At 70.2% G+C, this 17,605-nt stretch carries 19 protein-coding genes; 8 read left to right on the top strand and 11 right to left on the bottom strand.

What is annotated here, in order from left to right; genetic code table 11:
• Positions 1-213 (bottom strand): dihydrodipicolinate synthase family protein (locus AE652_RS03235; RefSeq protein ID WP_049649551.1); only part of this gene is annotated, 213 nt, incomplete at its 3' end.
• A gap of 93 nt (positions 214-306) precedes the next feature.
• On the opposite strand from AE652_RS03235, the gene AE652_RS03230 reads away from it, so the two are divergent.
• Positions 307-1,194, top strand: a complete 888-nt coding sequence (locus tag AE652_RS03230) for a LysR family transcriptional regulator (RefSeq protein WP_049649550.1) — start codon at positions 307-309, stop codon at positions 1,192-1,194.
• Positions 1,195-1,268: 74 nt separating this feature from the next.
• Here AE652_RS03230 and dnaE read toward each other — a convergent pair whose 3' ends face one another.
• The 4 genes from dnaE to AE652_RS03210 form a co-directional block, all read right to left on the bottom strand.
• Positions 1,269-4,802, bottom strand: coding sequence for a DNA polymerase III subunit alpha (dnaE, locus tag AE652_RS03225; protein ID WP_049649549.1), 3,534 nt, complete (start codon positions 4,800-4,802; stop codon positions 1,269-1,271).
• Positions 4,803-4,940: 138 nt separating this feature from the next.
• Positions 4,941-6,035 (bottom strand): hypothetical protein, encoded by a 1,095-nt coding sequence (locus AE652_RS03220; RefSeq protein WP_049649548.1) that lies wholly within the window; start codon positions 6,033-6,035, stop codon positions 4,941-4,943.
• A gap of 156 nt (positions 6,036-6,191) precedes the next feature.
• Positions 6,192-6,452, bottom strand: coding sequence for a hypothetical protein (locus AE652_RS03215; RefSeq protein WP_049649547.1), 261 nt, complete (start codon positions 6,450-6,452; stop codon positions 6,192-6,194).
• Positions 6,452-6,817 (bottom strand): ATP-binding protein, encoded by a 366-nt coding sequence (locus AE652_RS03210; RefSeq protein WP_053111943.1) that lies wholly within the window; start codon positions 6,815-6,817, stop codon positions 6,452-6,454. Before AE652_RS03210 ends, AE652_RS03215 begins: the two co-directional genes overlap by 1 nt.
• Before the next feature lie 189 nt (positions 6,818-7,006).
• Here AE652_RS03210 and AE652_RS03205 point away from each other — a divergent pair, with 189 nt between their 5' ends.
• From AE652_RS03205 to AE652_RS03185, 5 genes are all read left to right on the top strand, one after another.
• Positions 7,007-7,855, top strand: a complete 849-nt coding sequence (locus AE652_RS03205) for a helix-turn-helix transcriptional regulator (RefSeq protein WP_063780041.1) — start codon at positions 7,007-7,009, stop codon at positions 7,853-7,855.
• A 10-nt stretch (positions 7,856-7,865) separates the two neighbouring features.
• Entirely contained in the window at positions 7,866-8,057 is a 192-nt protein-coding gene (locus AE652_RS03200) for a DUF397 domain-containing protein (RefSeq protein ID WP_049649545.1), read from the top strand.
• A 146-nt stretch (positions 8,058-8,203) separates the two neighbouring features.
• On the top strand, positions 8,204-8,623 hold the full coding sequence (locus AE652_RS03195) for an I66 family serine proteinase inhibitor (protein ID WP_049649544.1): 420 nt from the start codon (positions 8,204-8,206) through the stop codon (positions 8,621-8,623).
• A 77-nt stretch (positions 8,624-8,700) separates the two neighbouring features.
• Positions 8,701-8,892 carry a DUF397 domain-containing protein gene (locus AE652_RS03190; RefSeq protein WP_049649543.1) on the top strand — a complete coding sequence of 64 codons (192 nt, stop codon included), beginning with the start codon at positions 8,701-8,703 and terminating at the stop codon, positions 8,890-8,892.
• Between the two features lie 138 nt (positions 8,893-9,030).
• Positions 9,031-9,723, top strand: a complete 693-nt coding sequence (locus AE652_RS03185; protein WP_049649542.1) for a hypothetical protein — start codon at positions 9,031-9,033, stop codon at positions 9,721-9,723.
• A gap of 146 nt (positions 9,724-9,869) precedes the next feature.
• Here AE652_RS03185 and AE652_RS03180 read toward each other — a convergent pair whose 3' ends face one another.
• Both AE652_RS03180 and AE652_RS03175 read right to left on the bottom strand, forming a co-directional pair.
• Complete coding sequence (locus AE652_RS03180) at positions 9,870-10,373, bottom strand: DUF3592 domain-containing protein (protein WP_049649541.1); 504 nt, start codon at positions 10,371-10,373, stop codon at positions 9,870-9,872.
• Positions 10,374-10,500: 127 nt separating this feature from the next.
• Positions 10,501-11,109, bottom strand: a complete 609-nt coding sequence (locus AE652_RS03175) for a DJ-1/PfpI family protein (protein WP_049649540.1) — start codon at positions 11,107-11,109, stop codon at positions 10,501-10,503.
• A gap of 113 nt (positions 11,110-11,222) precedes the next feature.
• On the opposite strand from AE652_RS03175, the gene AE652_RS48945 reads away from it, so the two are divergent.
• Positions 11,223-11,348 (top strand): hypothetical protein, encoded by a 126-nt coding sequence (locus AE652_RS48945; protein ID WP_255357394.1) that lies wholly within the window; start codon positions 11,223-11,225, stop codon positions 11,346-11,348.
• A gap of 70 nt (positions 11,349-11,418) precedes the next feature.
• Here AE652_RS48945 and AE652_RS03170 read toward each other — a convergent pair whose 3' ends face one another.
• The 3 genes from AE652_RS03170 to AE652_RS03160 form a co-directional block, all read right to left on the bottom strand.
• On the bottom strand, positions 11,419-12,084 hold the full coding sequence (locus AE652_RS03170; protein ID WP_049649539.1) for an MOSC domain-containing protein: 666 nt from the start codon (positions 12,082-12,084) through the stop codon (positions 11,419-11,421).
• Positions 12,085-12,271: 187 nt separating this feature from the next.
• On the bottom strand, positions 12,272-14,392 hold the full coding sequence (locus AE652_RS03165) for an alkyl/aryl-sulfatase (RefSeq protein WP_049649538.1): 2,121 nt from the start codon (positions 14,390-14,392) through the stop codon (positions 12,272-12,274).
• A gap of 199 nt (positions 14,393-14,591) precedes the next feature.
• Complete coding sequence (locus AE652_RS03160) at positions 14,592-15,761, bottom strand: amidohydrolase family protein (protein ID WP_063780040.1); 1,170 nt, start codon at positions 15,759-15,761, stop codon at positions 14,592-14,594.
• Between the two features lie 311 nt (positions 15,762-16,072).
• Here AE652_RS03160 and AE652_RS03155 point away from each other — a divergent pair, with 311 nt between their 5' ends.
• On the top strand, positions 16,073-16,852 hold the full coding sequence (locus AE652_RS03155) for a VOC family protein (protein WP_049649537.1): 780 nt from the start codon (positions 16,073-16,075) through the stop codon (positions 16,850-16,852).
• 76 nt (positions 16,853-16,928) lie between these two features.
• Here AE652_RS03155 and AE652_RS03150 read toward each other — a convergent pair whose 3' ends face one another.
• Positions 16,929-17,507 carry a dienelactone hydrolase family protein gene (locus AE652_RS03150; RefSeq protein WP_049649536.1) on the bottom strand — a complete coding sequence of 193 codons (579 nt, stop codon included), beginning with the start codon at positions 17,505-17,507 and terminating at the stop codon, positions 16,929-16,931.
• Positions 17,508-17,605 lie beyond the last annotated feature (98 nt).

The following is a 17,605-nucleotide window of genomic DNA, read 5'->3' as shown; positions in this document are numbered from 1 at the left end:
CCGCGCGGCGCAGGCGGCCGCGGCGACGTCGACCACCGCGTCCCGCTCCCCCGCGGTCAGCGCGGCCGGCTCGCCGGTGGTGCCGAGGGCGACCAGCCCGGCCGCCCCGGCGTCCAGGACCTCGTGCGCGAGCTTCTCCAGCGCGTCGAGGGCGACGGAGCCGTCGGCGGCGAACGGGGTGATCAGGGGGACGTGGATGCCCTTGAGTTCCATGTCCACGATCCTGCGGCCCGCCGATCGCCCAGGTCCAGTTCACATTTCCGACGCTTCTCGTAAGCTCAGCCGATGCTCGGTTAGCCTGGACGGATGCTGGACGTCCGACGCCTGCGCCTGCTGCGCGAACTCGCCCACCTCGGCACCATCGCGGCCGTCGCCGAGGCGCTCTCCTTCAGCCCCTCGGCGGTGTCCCAGCAGCTGTCCGTCCTGGAGAAGGAGGCGGGCGTCCCGCTGCTGGAGCGCACCGGGCGGCGGGTCACCCTCACCCCGGCGGGGCGCAACCTCGTCCGGCACGCCGAGGCGGTGCTCGCCCTGCTGGAGCAGGCCGGTGCCGAACTCGCCCACGCCAAGCGGGGGTTGGCCGGTCCGCTGCGGATCGGCACCTACCCCTCGGCGGCCCGGGCGATCATCCCGGCGGTGCTCGCGGAGCTGGCCGGCTGGCACCCGGGGCTGGAGCCGATGGTCACCGAGGTGGACCCGGCGGCCGTCGGCGCGGCGCTGCGGGCGGGCGAGCTGGACGTGGCGCTGGTGCACGAGTACGACCTCGTCCCGACCGACCCGGAGCCGGGCCTCGCGGTGACCCGCCCGGTCTTCACCGAGCCCATGTACCTGGCCGCCCGCGTCCCGGGCACCGTCGCCGAGCAGCGCGGCGCGCCGTGGATCATGTCCTCGCCCGGCACGCTCTGCCACACCATGGCCGTCCGCGCCTGCGAGGCGGCGGGCTTCGCGCCCCGCATCCGGCACCAGATCGACGACTTCACCACCGTGCTGGCCCTGGTGGCGGCCGGCCAGGGCGTCGCCCTGGTCCCCCAGCTGGGCACGGCCGGGCTCCCGCCCGGCGTCGTCCTCACCCGGCTGCCGATGTACCGCCGCACCCGGGCCGCGTTCCGCGCCGGCGCCGGCTCCCACCCGGCCATCTCCGCCTTCGTCTCGGCCCTGCACACGGCGGTCCCCCCGGGCCTCGGCGGCGGCACCTGAGACGGGCCCCTCCCCCGTACGCGAAAGGCCCGGGTGTCCGCCGCAGCGAACGCCCCGGGCCTTCCGCTCCCGTCCTAGCCCGCCAGGCAGCTCGGCCCGAGCAACTGCTTCAGGTCCCCGAACAGCGCCGGGTCGGACTTCACCCGGTGCCGGTCGAGCCGCAGCACCGTGGTCTTGTCGCGGCCCTCCAGCCGCACCCGCACCTCGGTGGTGCCCCGGTGGCTCCCGAGCACCTCGCCGAGCCGGGCCACCAGCGGCGGGGTGACCTTCGCGCTCGGGATGAGGATGGTGATCGGCGCCTCGGCGTGCGCGTTCGACAGGTCGGGGACGGACAGCTCCATCCCCATCAGCCGCGGCACGTCCTCCCGCTTGTCCAGCTTGCCGCGCACGAAGACGACGGCGTCCTCGGCCAGCTGCGAGGAGACCAGCTGGTAGCTGGCCGGGAAGAACATGCAGTCGATGGAGCCGGCCAGGTCCTCGACGGTCGCGATCGCCCAGGCGTTGCCCTGCTTGGTCATCTTCCGCTGGAGGCCCGAGATGATGCCGCCGATGGTGACGATCGTCCCGTCCGGCCGCTCCGCGAGGTCGGCCACCGCGCAGTCCGCCTTGTCGGCGAGCACGTGCTCGATGCCGTGCAGCGGGTGCGATGAGACGTACAGGCCGAGCATCTCCCGCTCCTGGGTGAGCAGGAAGGACTTCTCCCACTCCTCCTCGGAGAAGACGACGTCCAGTCCGAAGCTCGGCTCCTCGGAGGCGGTGTCGCCGCCGAAGAGGTCGTACTGTCCGACCGCCTGCTTGCGCTTCACGTCGACGACGTTGTCGATCATCGGCTCGAACTGGGCGCTCAGGCCCTTGCGGGTGTGGCCGAGCGAGTCGAAGGCGCCGGCCTTGATCAGCGATTCGACGGTCCGCTTGTTGCAGACCACCGACTCCACCTTGTCCAGGAAGTCGGGGAAGGACGCGAACTTCCCCTTCGCCTTCCGGGTCCGGATCATCGAGTCGACGACCGGCCCGCCGACGTTGCGGATGGCGGTCAGGCCGAACCGGACCAGGGTGTCACCGTGCGGGGTGAAGTCCGAGTCCGACTCGTTGACGTCCGGCGGCAGCACCTGGATGCCCATCTTGCGGCACTCGTTGAGGTAGACCGCGGACTTGTCCTTGTCGTCCTTGACGGAGGTGAGCAGCCCGGACATGTACTCGGCCGGGTAGTTGGCCTTGAGGTAGGCGGTCCAGTACGAGACCAGCCCGTAGCCGGCGGTGTGCGCTTTGTTGAACGCGTAGCCGGAGAAGGGGACGAGGACGTCCCACACGGCCTGGATGGCCGCGTCGGAGTAGCCGCGCTCGCGGCAGCCCTTCTGGAAGGGGACGAACTCCGCCTCCAGGATCTCCTTCTTCTTCTTGCCCATGGCGCGGCGCAGCAGGTCGGCCTGGCCGAGCGAGTAGCCGGCCAGGATCTGCGCGGCCTTCTGCACCTGCTCCTGGTAGACGATCAGGCCGTACGTCGGCCGGAGCACCTCCTCCAGGGGCTTCTCCAGCTCCGGGTGGATCGGGGTGATCTCCTGCTGGCCGTTCTTGCGCAGCGCGTAGTTGGTGTGGGAGTTGACGCCCATCGGGCCGGGCCGGTACAGCGCCAGGACCGCGGAGATGTCCTCGAAGTTGTCGGGCTTCATCAGGCGCAGCAGCGAGCGCATGGGGCCGCCGTCGAGCTGGAAGACGCCGAGCGTGTCGCCGCGGGCGAGGAGTTCGTAGGTCGGCTTGTCGTCCAGGGGCAGATCAAGCAGGTTGATCTTGACGCCCTTGTTCTTCTCGATCGCCTTGACGGCGTCGTCCATGATCGTCAGGTTGCGCAGGCCGAGGAAGTCCATCTTGAGGAGGCCGAGGCCCTCACAAGTCGGATAGTCGAACTGCGTGATGGTGACGCCGTCGGTGTGCCGGGTCCAGACCGGGATGTGGTCGGTCAGCGGCTCGGCGGACATGATGACGCCGGCGGCGTGCACGCCGGGCTGGCGGATCAGGCCCTCGATGCCGCGCGCGGTGTCGATGACCTTCCGGACGTCCGGGTCGTTCTCGTACAGCCCGCGGATCTCGCCGGCCTCGCTGTAGCGGGGGTGCGAGGAGTCGGTGATGCCCGAGAGCGGGATGCCCTTGCCCATCACGTCCGGCGGCATCGCCTTGGTGATCCGGTCGCCCATCGCGTACGGGTAGCCGAGGACCCGCGAGGAGTCCTTGATGGCGGCCTTCGCCTTGATGGTGCCGTACGTGACGATCATGGCGACCTTGTCGGATCCCCACTTCTCGGTCACGTAGCGGATCACGTCACCGCGCCGGCGCTCGTCGAAGTCGATGTCGACATCGGGCATCGAGATGCGCTCGGGGTTGAGGAAGCGCTCGAAGATCAGGCCGTGCGGGATCGGGTCGAGGTCGGTGATGCCCATCGCGTACGCGACCAGCGAACCGGCCGCCGAACCACGGCCCGGGCCCACCGCGATGCCCTGGCTCTTGGCCCACATGATGAAGTCGGCGACCACGAGGAAGTACGCCGGGAACCCCATCTGGATGATGGTGTCCATCTCGTACTCGGCGAGCTTCTTGTGCTCCTCGTCGTACCCGTTCGGGAAGCGCCAGTCCATGCCCTTCCACACCTGGGACTTGAAGAAGTCCGCCTCGGACTCGAAGCCCTCCGGGATCGGGAAGCGCGGCATGAGGTTCTTGAACTTGAACATGCCCTCGGTGTCGACCCGGGAGGCGACGAGGAGTTGGCTGTTGCGGCAGCCCTCCTGCCAGGCGTCCGAGGAGTCGAGGGCGTACATCTCGGCGGCCGACTTGATGTAGTAGCCGGTGCCGTCGAAGCGGAAGCGGTCCGGGTCCGAGAGGTTCTTGCCGGTCTGGACGCAGAGCAGCAGGTCGTGCGCCCCGGCGTCGGCCTCGGTGGTGTAGTGCGAGTCGTTGGTGACGACCGGCGGGATGTCCAGCTTCCTGCTGATCTCCAGCAGCCCGTCGCGGACCCGCTTCTCGATGTCGAGGCCGTGGTCCATCAGCTCCAGGAAGTAGTTCTCCTTGCCGAAGATGTCCTGGTAGTCGGCGGCGGACTTCAGCGCCTCGTCGAACTGGCCCAGGCGCAGCCGGGTCTGCACCTCGCCGGAGGGGCAGCCGGTGGTGGCCATCAGGCCGCCGGACAGCTCGGCGATCAGCTCCTTGTCCATCCGGGGCCACTTCACCAGCCAGCCCTCGGAGTACGAGCGCGAGGTCAGCTTGAAGAGGTTGTGCAGGCCTTCCTTGTTGCGGGCCCAGATGGTCTTGTGGGTGTACGCGCCGGACGCCGAGACGTCGTCCCGCTTCTGGTGCGGCTGGCCCCACAGGATGCGCTTGGTGTTCGAGCGGGACTCCGGGGCGACGTACGCCTCGATGCCGATGACGGGGGTGATGCCCGCGTCGGTCGCCTGCCGGTGGAACTCGGCGGCGCCGTACATGTTGCCGTGGTCGGTCATGGCCACATGGGTCTGACCGAGGCGCTCGACCTCCTTGAACATCTGCTTCAGCCGGGCGGCACCGTCCAGCATCGAGTACTCGGTGTGGACGTGCAGATGCGCGAACGGCTGGTCGCTCAAGGCGGGGCCTCCGGAGGCTCTGGTGCTGATCTGGCTGGCCGGCGAACGTGCAGGTCACAGGGGGTTCCCCTGGAAATGGATGTGGCCCGGAGCGCCTCGCGGGGCCCGGGCCATCACTCACACGTTCACGCGTCCACTCTAGCCCCCGGGGCGGCTGACCGGATCGCCCGGAGTGGTCCCGGCAAGTCGTGCCCCGGCGGCCGCGCGGACCTCCGGCTCCTCCATCGGATCGTCGCGGAGGCAGGCGATCCTCCGCATCGCGTAGGGCCGGTCGGGGGCCCGCTCAACACCCAGCAGACGGGCTCGCGCCTCGCAGTCCCACAGCGACTCGGTGTACGCCTCGGCCATGCCGGCGGCCCCCATCGCCGCCAGCGCCTCCAGGTAGTCGGCACGCTCGTACGAGTGCGGGGTCCAGAGCCAGAAACGGCGCAGCAGCGAGACTGCGTCAGCGGCCTCCGGGCCGAAGCGGGCCAGCCCCCGCGCGAGGTCGTCCGGGCCGCACCAGGCACGGTCCACCCACCGCCGCTCCAGCTCGGCCACAAGGGCCGGGATGTCGCTCTCGTCACCGTGGGCGGCCAGCACCTCGTGGCCGAGCCTGGAAAGCCACGCCCGCTCCGAAGCCGCCCACTCCCGCGCCGCCGGCACGGCCTGCCCGGCCAGCCGGTCGACGGCCTTGCCCAGCAGCGGCAGCGGTCGGGTGCCGTCGGAGGCAGCGAGGGCGGGGACCAGCGGGATCAGCTCGGGCTCTGGCGGCCGGAGCGACAGCGCGAGGAGAGCGGTCGTCTTGGCGCCGTCGGCGACTCCCGGGTCGCGCAGCAGGGCGAGTAGAGCCGCGTTGTCCCGGTCCGGGTACGGGTCCACGCGTTTCGCGGGGTGGCGCGGGGCCGGACCGTCCCCCTCGGAGATACGGTCCGGCAGCGCCCGCCGGGCTTCCTCCGAACCGCCGAGTGCCAGCAGCTCCAGCACGCCGGTGGCCCGGTCCCGGGTGTCCTCGTCACCGGACAGGAAGTCCACCACCGGGGCGACCGGGAGCTCCAGGTCCAGGATCAGCCGGGCCAAGTAGAGGTGTCGGTCGTCCACCTGCCGGTCCCAGCGCCAGTCCCAGCGGATGCAGCCGTGGACGAGTTCGGCGACCGCCGCCGGATCCTCGGCGGCTATTCGCGCGCCTTGGCCCCGGCCGCGCTGGAGGAGGCCGAGGAGGGTGGTCGGCGGCGCGTAGTGGTCGCTGTGCATGGGGTCCATCGTGCCGCAGCCCCCGGCGCGTGGGCGGCGGGGGCTGGCGGGGTCAGGCGTCCTCGTCGGGCGGCGGGGCCGCGCGGAGGGTGGTGACGACGCCCAGGGCGACGATGGCGGTCGCGAGGGCGAGGAGGACGGCGAAGGCCGTCCCGATCAGGTATCGCACGAGGTCCTGCGCTCGGCGTCGAGGAGCAGGGTGAGGAGGTTCAGGAGCGTTGACGCCGGCGCCGTGTTGAAGCGGACGAGGACGCGGCCGTCCATGGTCCGGTCGGTGCCGATCGAGGGGAAGATCAGGCCGAACTCGCGCCCCCGCTCCACGACTTCGTCCAGGAGGGCGCTGATGTGGTCCTCGGTGTAGTAGCGGATCCGGGGGTCGGTCGGCAGCATCGGGTGACGGCCGGGACGGTAGATCATCAGACGGCGCCCTTCCGCAGCTCGAACCAGACGGATTTGGCACGCTCGTGGGGGTCGACACCCCAGCCGTGGGTGAGGGCGGCGACGAGCTGGAGGCCCCGGCCGGACTCGGCGAGCAGGGACAGCGGCGGGGCGGAGGGCAGGACGGGGCTCTCGTCCGTGACGGAGACCCGGAGGAAGTCCCCCTCGGAGATGATCTCGACCAGCGGCGCGGGGGTTTCGGTGTGCCGCCAGGCGTTGACGAGGAGCTCGCAGAGCGCGAGCTGCGCGTCGAAGATCGGGGAGGCGGGCCAGCCGACGCGGGTCATGGTGTTGCGGAGCGTCTGCCGCGCGACCGCGATGGTGGGGGTGTTGATCTGACGCATGGGAGTTCTCCCTGGATGCGAAGAAATGACTTGACAACAGCCAGAACTGACGATCCATCGGATCGATGTAACACTGACATTACCCCAGTGGGATCACATGTGATCCCACATCTGGATAGATTCATCCTCAAGTGGACCCCACGCGCAGCAGCGCGGCAGACTTGGGACACACCGGCAAGGAAGGGACCAATGCCGCCACGAGTCAACCCGACGGTCCGTCAACGTCGCATCGGTAGCGAACTCCGGAAGATGCGCGAGGCCGCCGGGCTGTCGACCTCCACCCTGAGCAGAGCCCTCGGCATCGACCGGACTCAGGTCAGCCAGATAGAGGCGGCAAAGGTCGGTGTGAGCCCCGAGCGGCTCCGCTCCTTCGCTGCCGCTTGCAAGTGCATGAACGAACCCTTGATCGATGCCTTGGAAGCCATGGTCCTGGATCGATCCCGGGGCTGGTGGGAGGAGTATCGCGGCACCGTCCCAGACGGAATCCTCGAAAACGCGGAGCTGGAGAAGACCTCTCGCGAGTTCATGCTGTGGGTCCTCACACACATGCCTGGTGTCTGCCAGACCCTCAACTACGCCTCTTCCGTGTTCGGACGCGTAATCCCTCCGCTTCCCCGCCACGAACTGGAGCTCCGTACCGCGTTCAGGATGCAGCGCAAGGCCGACCTACGCCGCCATCCGAAGCCGGTTACCTTCTTCATCTACGAATCGGTGCTGTGGACACGGTTCGGCGGTACCCAGATCCTCAAGGAGCAACTCACCTCTCTACTCGAAGACTCCGAGTTGCCCTGGATGACCGTCCGAGTCGTGCCCTTCGACATCGACACCTTCCCGGGAGCGGTCGAAAGCCTCACGTACGCGTTCGGTGCTGTCCCTGAGCTCGACACCATCGAACGGGAGTCTTCCCAGAGCACCGAATACCTCGATGCTGTCAGCGAGCTAACCAGCTACCGGTACATCTTCGACCGCATCGAATCAGTTGCTCTGGGCGAAATCAGCTCTCGTGATCTGATCCACAAGATCGCACGAACCCTATGAAAGGCCCAAGATGACCGACTCCGACTGGCAGAAGTCCTCCTTCAGCGGCAACGCCGAGAACTGCGTGGAGGTCCGTACAGCCAACGGGGCAGTCGAACTCCGCGAGTCCGACGAGGGCCACCTCATCCTCCGCACCACGCCTACCGCCTTCGCCGCCCTCATCCAGGCCACCCGGGTCGGCGAATTCGACCACCACGCCTGACGCTCCACGCCGCCCGCCCCCTCGCCCGCCCCGGGAGAGGGGGCGTAGCTCGTTCAGGTGACGGCACGCCGAGGCCCCTCCCCCCTCTTCCTCCGAGCACGTACAACTGTCCTGCACCTCGCCCGCATCGCGAAGGAATGACAGCCATGGCCCAGCTGGAGTCCGGCCTCTACACCATCCAGAGCGGCGACGCCCGGATCGGCCGCGCCCGTCACGAAGCCCTGGACCTCTCCCCCAAAGCCGTCTTCGCCAACACCGACGACCAGGACGCCGTCTGGCTCGTCGAGGCCTATCCCAACAACCACTACCGGCTCTACGCCAAGGGCGCCCCGACCGCCGTGGAGGACCTCCAGCCCGCCGGCCCGCTGGTCTCCCTCCTCCTCGACCAGGGCGACGCCCCGGAGTGGGAACTGATCCCCGTCGACGGCGTCCCGGACACCTACCGGATCAAGTCCCCACAGGGCTCCTCGTGGACCGTCCTCGAACCCGGCCGGCAGAGCAGGATCGAGGTCATCCCCGTCCTCGAAGGCTCCACCGCCTTCACCTTCGCCCGCATCAGCCGCTGACCCCCGAGCGGCGTGACGCCCCCTCGCCCTCCCCAGGCGCGGGGCGTACCATCAGCAGCCCAACTCAGGAGGCCGACATGCCCAACTGCGACTGGCAGAAGTCGTCTTTCAGTAGCTCCGGCGAGATGTGCGTGGAGATCCGAACCGCCTCCGGCTCGGTCGAACTCCGCGAGTCCGACGAGGGCCACCTCACCCTCCACACCACCCCCACCACCTTCGCCGCCTTCCTCCGAGCCGCCCAGGCCGGCGAGTTCGACCACCACGCCTGACCCCCTCCAGCACAGGAAGTCGGCCCGCCCGACTTCCTGTGCACCGGCCCCAACACCCCCACCACGCCCGGTACATGCCCGGCGCCGCGCGTACGATCCCTGGTGATCGTCAACGGGGGCACGAAAGGTGGCGCACAGGTGCGCAAGTGGGGGATTCCGGCAGCGGCCCTGGTTCTGGGCGTGCTGGTCGCAGGGTGCGGGTCGAACGAGGGGAACGGCGGCAAGCCAGCCTCGGCGCCGAAGGCGGAGCAGCTCGGGCCCGACACCGGGACGCGGTACTCGCGGGTCGTCGTCCCCCAACTGGACGGACTGACCTGCTCCGAGGGCAAGGGCGGCTTCAAGTTCGGCAGCGACCTGGACATGCTCGTCGCCGGGGTAGACGACCTCCCCGCCCTCAAGGATGGCGGGGACGAGGTCAAAGGCACGGCGTCGTGCTTCGGGAACCCCCGGATCACGCTGAGCAAGGAGGCGCACAGCGCGACGGCGCCTCACTTCACGGCGAGGACCAGCCTCTTCACCGCGGTCGACGACCCCCAGGGCGCGCTCGACAAGTCCTTCGAGCACACCATGAAGCTGATTCAGGACTACGGCCGCTCGCCCGTCGGCGAGCCGAAGGCGTACTCCTCGAAGACCATGGTGATGAAGTGCCGGCAGAACGTCGCCGACGGCTTCCCGATGACGACCTGCTTCTGGGCGAACTACAGCGCGGTCGGCGAGGTCGACTTCTACCCGCCGAACAACCAGCACGTCCCCCTGGACCAGGCCGCGGAACGAACCCGCTCCTTCGCTACCGCCGCCCTCTCCACCCAGTCCGCCACCGGCTCCCCGTAACGCCTGCGCCCGATCGCTCGCCGCCCAGGTGTCGACAAGCACCACAAGCACGTTGACCGTCGACGCACGAGAAGTCGGCCCGCCCGACTTCCTGCGCTCCGCGCCCCTCGCCGCCGGCCCCGGGCGCGGGGGCGGGCGCAGGGGCGTCACATCACCCCGGGCCGGCTGCGCGCCCGGGTGAGCCAGCGGTACGCGAGGTGGACCGCGAGGCCCACCAGGACCATGACCACCGACGCGACCAGCGCGACCACGTCGAGCGCGTTCCGGACCAGCGAGTCCCAGAAGCCGATGCTCGAAGCGAGGGCGGCGGTGTCGGTGTGCCGGGGGTCGTACACCACCGTCACGGTGTCACGGGCCTTGACGGTGCCGGTGACGTAGGCGAGTCGGGTCTCGACGGACGCCCCCTCGGCCGTCGTGAACCGCACCCGGCACTCGGAGTTGCCCGCCGGGTTGTCCCGCGGCCCGCTCACCTCCACGCACTCGGTGACGACCGCCGGGACGTGGACGCCGCGGCTGCGCAGATCCGACGTCACCCCCATGTCGTGCGGTATCAGGTAGACCAGGCTGAGGACGAACAGCAGGACCCCCAGGCCGATCATCGCCAGCGAACCGTTCCGCACGGTCCGGCCGTGGTCCGGCGCGTTCTCCATCGATCCCCCCGGTGTCAGCCCAGCTGCCCACGCGCGCCCACGCCAGCCCCGTACTTCGCAGGTCACTGATCCAGTTCGGGCGGATGCTGCCCAGTACCTGACCGCCACCGACTGACGCGGCGTCAGCTCAGCTCAGTGCGGCCTCGCCCGAGTGGACGGCGCGGATGGCGCGTTCGACAGTCTCTTGGTTCTCACCGACCGGGGCGACGTAGCCGATGACGTCGCGCGCGGCGTCTTCCCCGAGCACTCGGGTGATGACCCAGGTGGCGAGGTACTGGGATGCCAAGCAGCCGCCCGCCGTGGCGATGTTCCCCTCGGCGTGAAACGGTGCGTCCAGCACGGTGACGTCGCAGGCTTCGACGAAAGGGCGGCTCTTGATGTCCGTGCAAGCGGGCATGTCCTTCAGGAGCCCGAGCCGGGCGAGCACCAGCGCGCCCGAGCACTGCGAGCCGATCAGCTGTCGCGACGGGTCGAGCCGCAGCCTGGAGATCAGCTGGTCGTCTGCGACCACGTCTTGTGTTTTCACTCCGCTGCCGATCAGCACGACGTCGGCCTCGGTCACGAACTCCATCGGGCGCTGCCCGGTCACCTTGACGCCGTTCATGGACGTGACCACCGGCGTCGGCGTTGTGATGAAGGCCTCCAGCCCGTCCTTGCGGCACCGGTTGATCAACGCGGAGGCGATGAAGCTGTCGAGTTCGTTGAAACCGTCGAAGGTGACCACGGCTACCTGCATCACAACTCCTTCAGGACGAGGTGTCCCAGTCTCTCCTGGCGCGCCGTTCCGCGTCGAGATCCTTTCAGCGGCGGGTGGATCGTGCCGGCCTTCGTCACTCATCGACTGGCTCCATGTTCTCGCACGTCGCTGGTTCAGGTCTGTGGCCGGCGGGTTTGTCCGATGTCGACGTCGAGGAGGTCGGGGAGGCGGAGTTGGACGCCGCGGTGATCCGGATGGTCGGCGGGTCGGTGATGTGACCGATGCGGAGGGCGAGTGTCCTCCAGGGCGCGGTAGACCTCCCGCTCGTGCGAGTTCGAGGAAGCGGCCCTACACCCGGACCCTCCGGCGCACCAGTTCCTTGATCTCCTCCGGGAGCGCCTCCGCCGCCAACAGGCCCGGCAGCAGCTCCGGTTCGGTCGTCACCGCGCGGAACGACCGGGCCACCGTGACGTCGTGGTCCGGGCGGTGCACCACCTCCACCGCGTCCCCCGCGCGCAGCTCGCCCGGTTCGACCACCCGCAGGTAGGCGCCGGGCAGGGCCGCCTCGGTGAAGCGCCGGATCCAGCCCTTCCTCGCCAGCCAGCCCTGGAAGGTCCCGCAGGGGATGCGCGAGCAGGACACCTCCAGGACGACGTCCGGGCCGATCCGCCAGCGCTCCCCGATCAGAGCGCCGCTCACGTCCAGGCCGGTGGTGGTCAGGTTCTCGCCGAAGGAGCCGTTGGCCAGGTCCCGGCCCAGTTCCGTCTGCCAGCCGTCCAGGTCCTCCCGGGCGTAGGCGTACACCGCCTGGTCGTCGCCGCCGTGGTTCTTCACGTCGTAGACCCGGTCCCCGGCCAGGGCGACGGCGCCCGTCCCCTTGGGGCCCGGCGCGGCCACCGCGACCGGGCCGTCCACGGGGCGCTTGTCGATGCCGGTGAGTCCGAGCTCTTCCTTCCACGGGTTAGGCCGGGGCCTGCCGACGTTGACCGAGAGCAGTCGCGCACGTACGTCCATACGTCGACCGTACGCCGAACGGGCCGCCCGAGGGGCCGCTCCGGCCTCTTCCCTCCGACACAGGAGGCCCACCCGACCTCCCGCACAGCGAGGCCCTCGCGCCCGAACCGGCGCGAGGGGCCGCACCCCCTCCGTTCCCGCGCCCCGCCCCCACGACGGGTCGGACCGGAAGGGCCGGACGGTGTGGCTACGGGGTGACGATCGGGAACTTCGGGTTGGGGAGGGTCAGGGTGCCGAAGACGGCGTCGGCCGACTCCTTGGCCCGCTCGCCCGCCAGCGTGATCGTCCCGTCCTGCACCGCCTCGTCGAAGTTGCGCTGGAAGCCCGGGACCATGGCCAGCTCGTTGAGCGTCTGACGGGTGAGCGTGATGGTGGCGTCCGGCACGTCGACGAGGCGGTCGCCGCCGGGCACGAAGACCAGCACCCCGTTGCGCAGGGTGGTGGTGCACTTCTCGCCGGTGTCGGTGAGCACCCAGTCGAGCACGATCGGGATCCGGTGCTGCTCGGCGGCCGTCGGCCCGTCCACGCTCCGCGCGAGGGCCGAGAAGTACTGGTAGAGGGTCGTGCTGCGGATCAGGTCGGCGGAGCTCTGGCTGGTGATCAGCGGCTGCGGGCCGTTGACGACCTCCTGGGCGCCGGTGAGGTAGGCGTTGCGCCAGGTGCCGTTCTCGGCGCCGTAGCCGAGCTGGGTGAAGACCTTGGCCTGGAGCTGCTTGGCCTCGGTCAGCGACGCCTCGGTGATCGGGCTGCCCTCGGCGGCGGCCCCGAAGACGACGTGGTCGAGGAGTTGGGCCGCCCAGCGGAAGCCGTCGGGGGTGTCGGTCTCGTACGCGGTCCTGGCCGCGCCGATCACGGCCTCGGCGCCGCCCATCGCGGCCACGTAGCCCGCGCCCGCCTGGACGGGCGGCAGCTCCCACAGGTGGGCCGGGTTGGCGTCGTACCAGCCCATGTACCGCTGGTAGACGGCCTTGAGGTTGTGGCTCATCGAGCCGTAGTAACCCTGGTTGTACCAGTGGTCGTTGAGGCCGCTCGGGAGGGTCTTCAGCTCCTCGGCGATCTCGATGCCGGTGCGGCCGGCGTTGATCAGCCGCAGCGACTGGTCGTTGAGGTAGCCGTACATGTCGCGCTGCTTGTTGAGGAATTCGAGGATGCGCGCGTTGCTGACCTTCTCGCCCGAGTCCGCCTCGGCCCACATCGGCCAGTGGTGGGAGGCGAACAGGACGTCGGTCTCCTTGCCGAAGGTCTGGATCGCCTCGGTGAGGTACTTCGACCACGCGTGCGCGTCCCGGACCTGCGCGCCGCGCAGGCTGAGGATGTTGTGCATGGTGTGGGTGGCGTTCTCGGCGATGCACAGCGTCCGGGCGTTCGGGAGGTAGATGTTCATCTCCGCCGGGGCCTCGGTGCCCGGGGTGAGCTGGAACAGCATCTGGACGCCGGCCAGCTTGTACTGGTACAGCCCCGGGCGCCACGGGATGACGTACGCGCCCTGCCAGTCCTTCTCGGGGACGGCCGGGTGCTCCGGTCCGCCGATGTAGACGGTCGGCGGGACGAGGGTCACCTCGCCGGTGGAGATGGTCAGTCCGAGGCCCGCGCCGACCTGCCCCGTCGGGCCCTTGTCCAGCTGCGCCGCGTACATGTACTGGGCGCGCCGGGCCATCGCGGGGCCCGCGTAGATGTTCTCGCTGACGGCGTGCTCCAGGAAGCCCTCCGGCGCGACGACGGGGACACCCGGCTCCAGCGGGTCGCCGAGCTCGTGGAACAGGCCGCGGGAACCGCCGAAGTGGTCGACGTGGCAGTGGGTGTAGACGACGCCCTTGACCGGCCGCTGCTCCTTGGTGAGCTCGGTCCTGTCGCGGAACAGCCGGAGCGCGGCCTGCGCGGTCTCGTAGCAGGCCAGCGGGTCGATGACGACGAGGCCCTCGTCGGACTCGATGATCGTCATGTTGGACAGGTCGTAGCCGCGCACCTGGTAGACCCGGTACTCCGGACAGCTGGTGACGTGGAACAGCCCGGCGATGGCGGTCAGTTCGCCCTGCCGGTGGAGGCTGCCGTTGACGGTCGGCATCTCGGAGCGCAGGTCGGGCTCCAGGAACTCGTACGCGGTGAAGTCCCAGACCACCTGCTCCGGGTTCTTGCGGGACATGACGACCGGGACGTCCGGCGGGGAGATCATGAACCGGCTGGCGTCCGCGAAGTCCCGGCCGTCCTTCTCGTCGGCGATCCGGGACTCCTCGGCGGCCTTCCGGTTCGCCGCGGCGACGGCGGGCGTGGGCTCGATGGGCTCGGCGTAGTCGAGGTTTTCGGGCATGGCGAAGCCACCTCTCTCATCGGGCTGGCAGGAACCGCGATGCGGCAGGCCGTCACGCTATGCGTCCGATCAACTACCCACAAGGGTCGCTTTCAAGCCACCGTCCGCTCTCCGACCACCCCCGCCGGACGCACCGTGGCCCCTCGCGCCCACCGGCGCGAGGGGCCACGTCAACGGCCGACAACCGTCCGCGAGTTGCTCAGTCCTCGTCGGCCACGCCGGCGGGCTGCCCGGGCGGGCTCGGGTAGGTCGCGTCCTTGCCGACCGGCTTGGCACCGGACGGGCAGACCTTGGGCGCCTTGGCCTTCAGGCCCAGCAGCCGGAAGTAGTTCTGGCCGAGCGCGATGTCCCGGAAGGCCTCGTCCCCGAGCGCGCGGTTGATCCGGCTGGTGACTTCCAACTCCTGCTCGTACACCGCGTAGTCCTTGTTCCGCGCCGCCACGAAGTCCGTCCCCGTGATCGCCCGGGTCGGGTGGCGGTCGAGGAAGGACGCGTACTTCTGCCGTACGCCGGGCAGGCTGAAGTACTGGTCCTCCAGCACCCGCCAGCTCAGGTCCACGGTCAGGTTGGGGTGCTGGTCGAGCAGCCGCTCCAGGATACGGATGTGCTCGTCCGGGTCCATGTGGGAGAGCTCCTTCGAGAGGCCCATGTGCGCCCAGACGATCTTGTTGTCGGGGTACTGCGCGAGGATCTCCTCCATCAGGTGCAGGTACTTCGTCGGCTCGACGTCGTTGCCGAGGTCGGAGTGGAAGGTGACGGGGAGCCCCCGCTCGCGGAACACCTTCATGAACGGCGCCCAGTTCGGGATGTCCTCGCTGGTGGCCGGCTCGGCGAGGTTCGGGAACAGCGCCTGCTTGACGACGTTGACCTCGCCGGCCCAGCGGAACATCCCCGGGTACTCGCGGTCCAGCAGCTCGATCCCGGGCGGGACGGTCTCGGGGTGGTGCAGGTCCATGAACGTCATGGAGAGCGTGAGGTCCGGGTCGGTCGGCCGGAACTCGCGCAGGCTCTCGGCGTTGGCGAAATCGTTGCGCATCCTCGGCCGTACGGGCGTGCCGGGACAGTCGAGGTAGTACACGCAGTCGGAGTCGGCGGGCAGCACCTGCCCGATGCCGAACATGTTCGCGTAGCGGACCCCGCTCTTGCGCAGGTAGTCGGTCATCTCCTCGAAGGGGATCGCCGGTCCGCCGAAGGGCCGGAAGTGCAGGTGGCTGTCGACCACCGAGGTGTACGGCTCGACGGACCGCTCGAAGCAGGCCCGGGCCGCGAAGGCCTCTCCGGCCCCGGCCGGGGAGAGGACGACCGCCGTCGCGGTCGCGCCGACGACGGCGGCGGTGAACCGTCGACTGGTCCAGTGGCTCTTTCTCAAGGGGTTGCCTCCGGTGGCGAGCGGCCGGCGCCCGACGCGCCGGCACAGGGGCTGGTGGTGCCACACAGAAGCGTCAGTGCTCGAACCATCGGCCGGTGCCGCCGCACACGGTGTCGACCCGACCGCCGCTCGAACGGGCGCACCGGTACGGCCATCGGGGTCGACCCCGCCCGGGCCGCCGCCCGGGCCCTCACCCCTGCCCTCGCCCAGGGCCTCGACCGAGCCGGCGGCCGGGGCGGTGTCTCGAGTGGCGAACCACGGTGCACGAGGAGATGGTGACCGGCAGGGACCCCTCACCAGAAAGGGCGATCATGCCCGAAGTCACCACCCCGTACGCGACCGGCACCCCGTGTTGGGTCGACCTGATGGCCAAGGACCAGCAGGCCGCACTGGACTTCTACCGCGACCTCCTCGGCTGGCAGGGGCAGGCCGGCCCGGCCGAGTTCGGCGGCTACGCCGTCTGCACGCTCGACGGCAAGGCCGCGGCCGGCATCGGCCCGGCGTCGGCCCCCGAGGGGATGCCGGAGCCGCCCACCGTCTGGACCAGCTACCTGGCCAGCACCGACGCCCAGGCCACCCAGGACGCGATCGTCGCCGCCGGCGGCACCCTGCTCGTCCCGGTCATGGACGTCGGCGACCTGGGCCGGATGCTGATCGCCGCCGACCCGCAGGGCGCGGTGTTCGGCGTCTGGCAGCCGGGCGAGTTCTTCGGCGCCCAGGTCGTCAACGAGCCCGGCGCGCTGACCTGGAACGAACTGCACACCAGCGACATCCCGGCCGCCACCGGCTTCTACGGCGAGGCTTTCGGCATCGAGATCGAGCCGATGCCGGGCGTGGACTCGTACTGGGTGCTACAGGTCGGCGGCAAGGCGGTGGGCGGCGCCACCCTGCTCGCCAACGACCCGCCCGGCACCCCGGCCCACTGGCTGACCTACTTCGCGGTCGACGACGTCGACTCCACCGTGGACGCCCTGGTCAAGCGCAACGGCACCGTCCTCGCCCCGCCCTTCGACATGATGGCCGGCCGGATGACCGTCGTCGCCGACCCGCAGGGCGCCCCCTTCGCCATGATCAAGCCCACGCCGGCCTGACGCCGCCCGCCTCCGCCCCGCCCGCCCGGATCCCCGTCCGGGCGGGCGGTTCCGTGCTCCGCCCCTCCGTCGGCCGTCAGCCGTCCAGCTCCGCCAGGAAGTCCAGCGAGGCCGCCCAGGCCCGCTCGGCCGCGTCCTCGTCGTAGTCCGGCAGCGACGGGTCGGTGAACAGGTGCCCGGCGCCCCGGTAGCGGTGCACCTCCACCTCCGCCCCGGCCCGGCGCATCCGCAGGTACCAGGCGTTCAGCCAGTCCTCCGGCTCGAACGGGTCCGGCTCCGCGATGTGCAGCTGCACCGGGATCTCGGTGACCGCGTCCTCCCGCAGGTCCGAGGTGCCGTGCAGGAGCAGCAGCCCGCGCGCCTTCTCGTCGGCCAGCGCCAGGTTCTGCGCCACCGCGCCGCCGAGCGAGAAGCCGGCGTACACCAGCCCGCCCTCGGACACCGGCGCGGCCGCCGTCACCGCCCGCCGCAGCAGCTCGTCGCGGCCGCCGAGCTCCTCCTGGAACTCCTGCGCCTCCTCGACGGACTCGAAGGTCCGCCCGTCGAACAGGTCCGGCGTGTGCACGGTGTGCCCGGCGGCGCGCAGCCGCTCGGCGGCGGCGTGCACGGCGGGGCGCAGCCCGTAGGCGGAGTGGAAGAGGACGATCTGGGCCACGGTTCGGGTCCTTCACCAGGGAGGTCAGCTACCCACCCATGATCCCGCATCCCCCGCCGAACCCCGCGCCCCCGCCTCCGGCCCCACGTCCGCCCCCA

This window comes from Kitasatospora sp. MY 5-36 (assembly GCF_001182915.1).
Classification (GTDB): domain Bacteria; phylum Actinomycetota; class Actinomycetes; order Streptomycetales; family Streptomycetaceae; genus Kitasatospora.
Note: the sequence above shows the minus strand (reverse complement) of the source record. Positions and strands in the feature narration are given on the sequence as shown.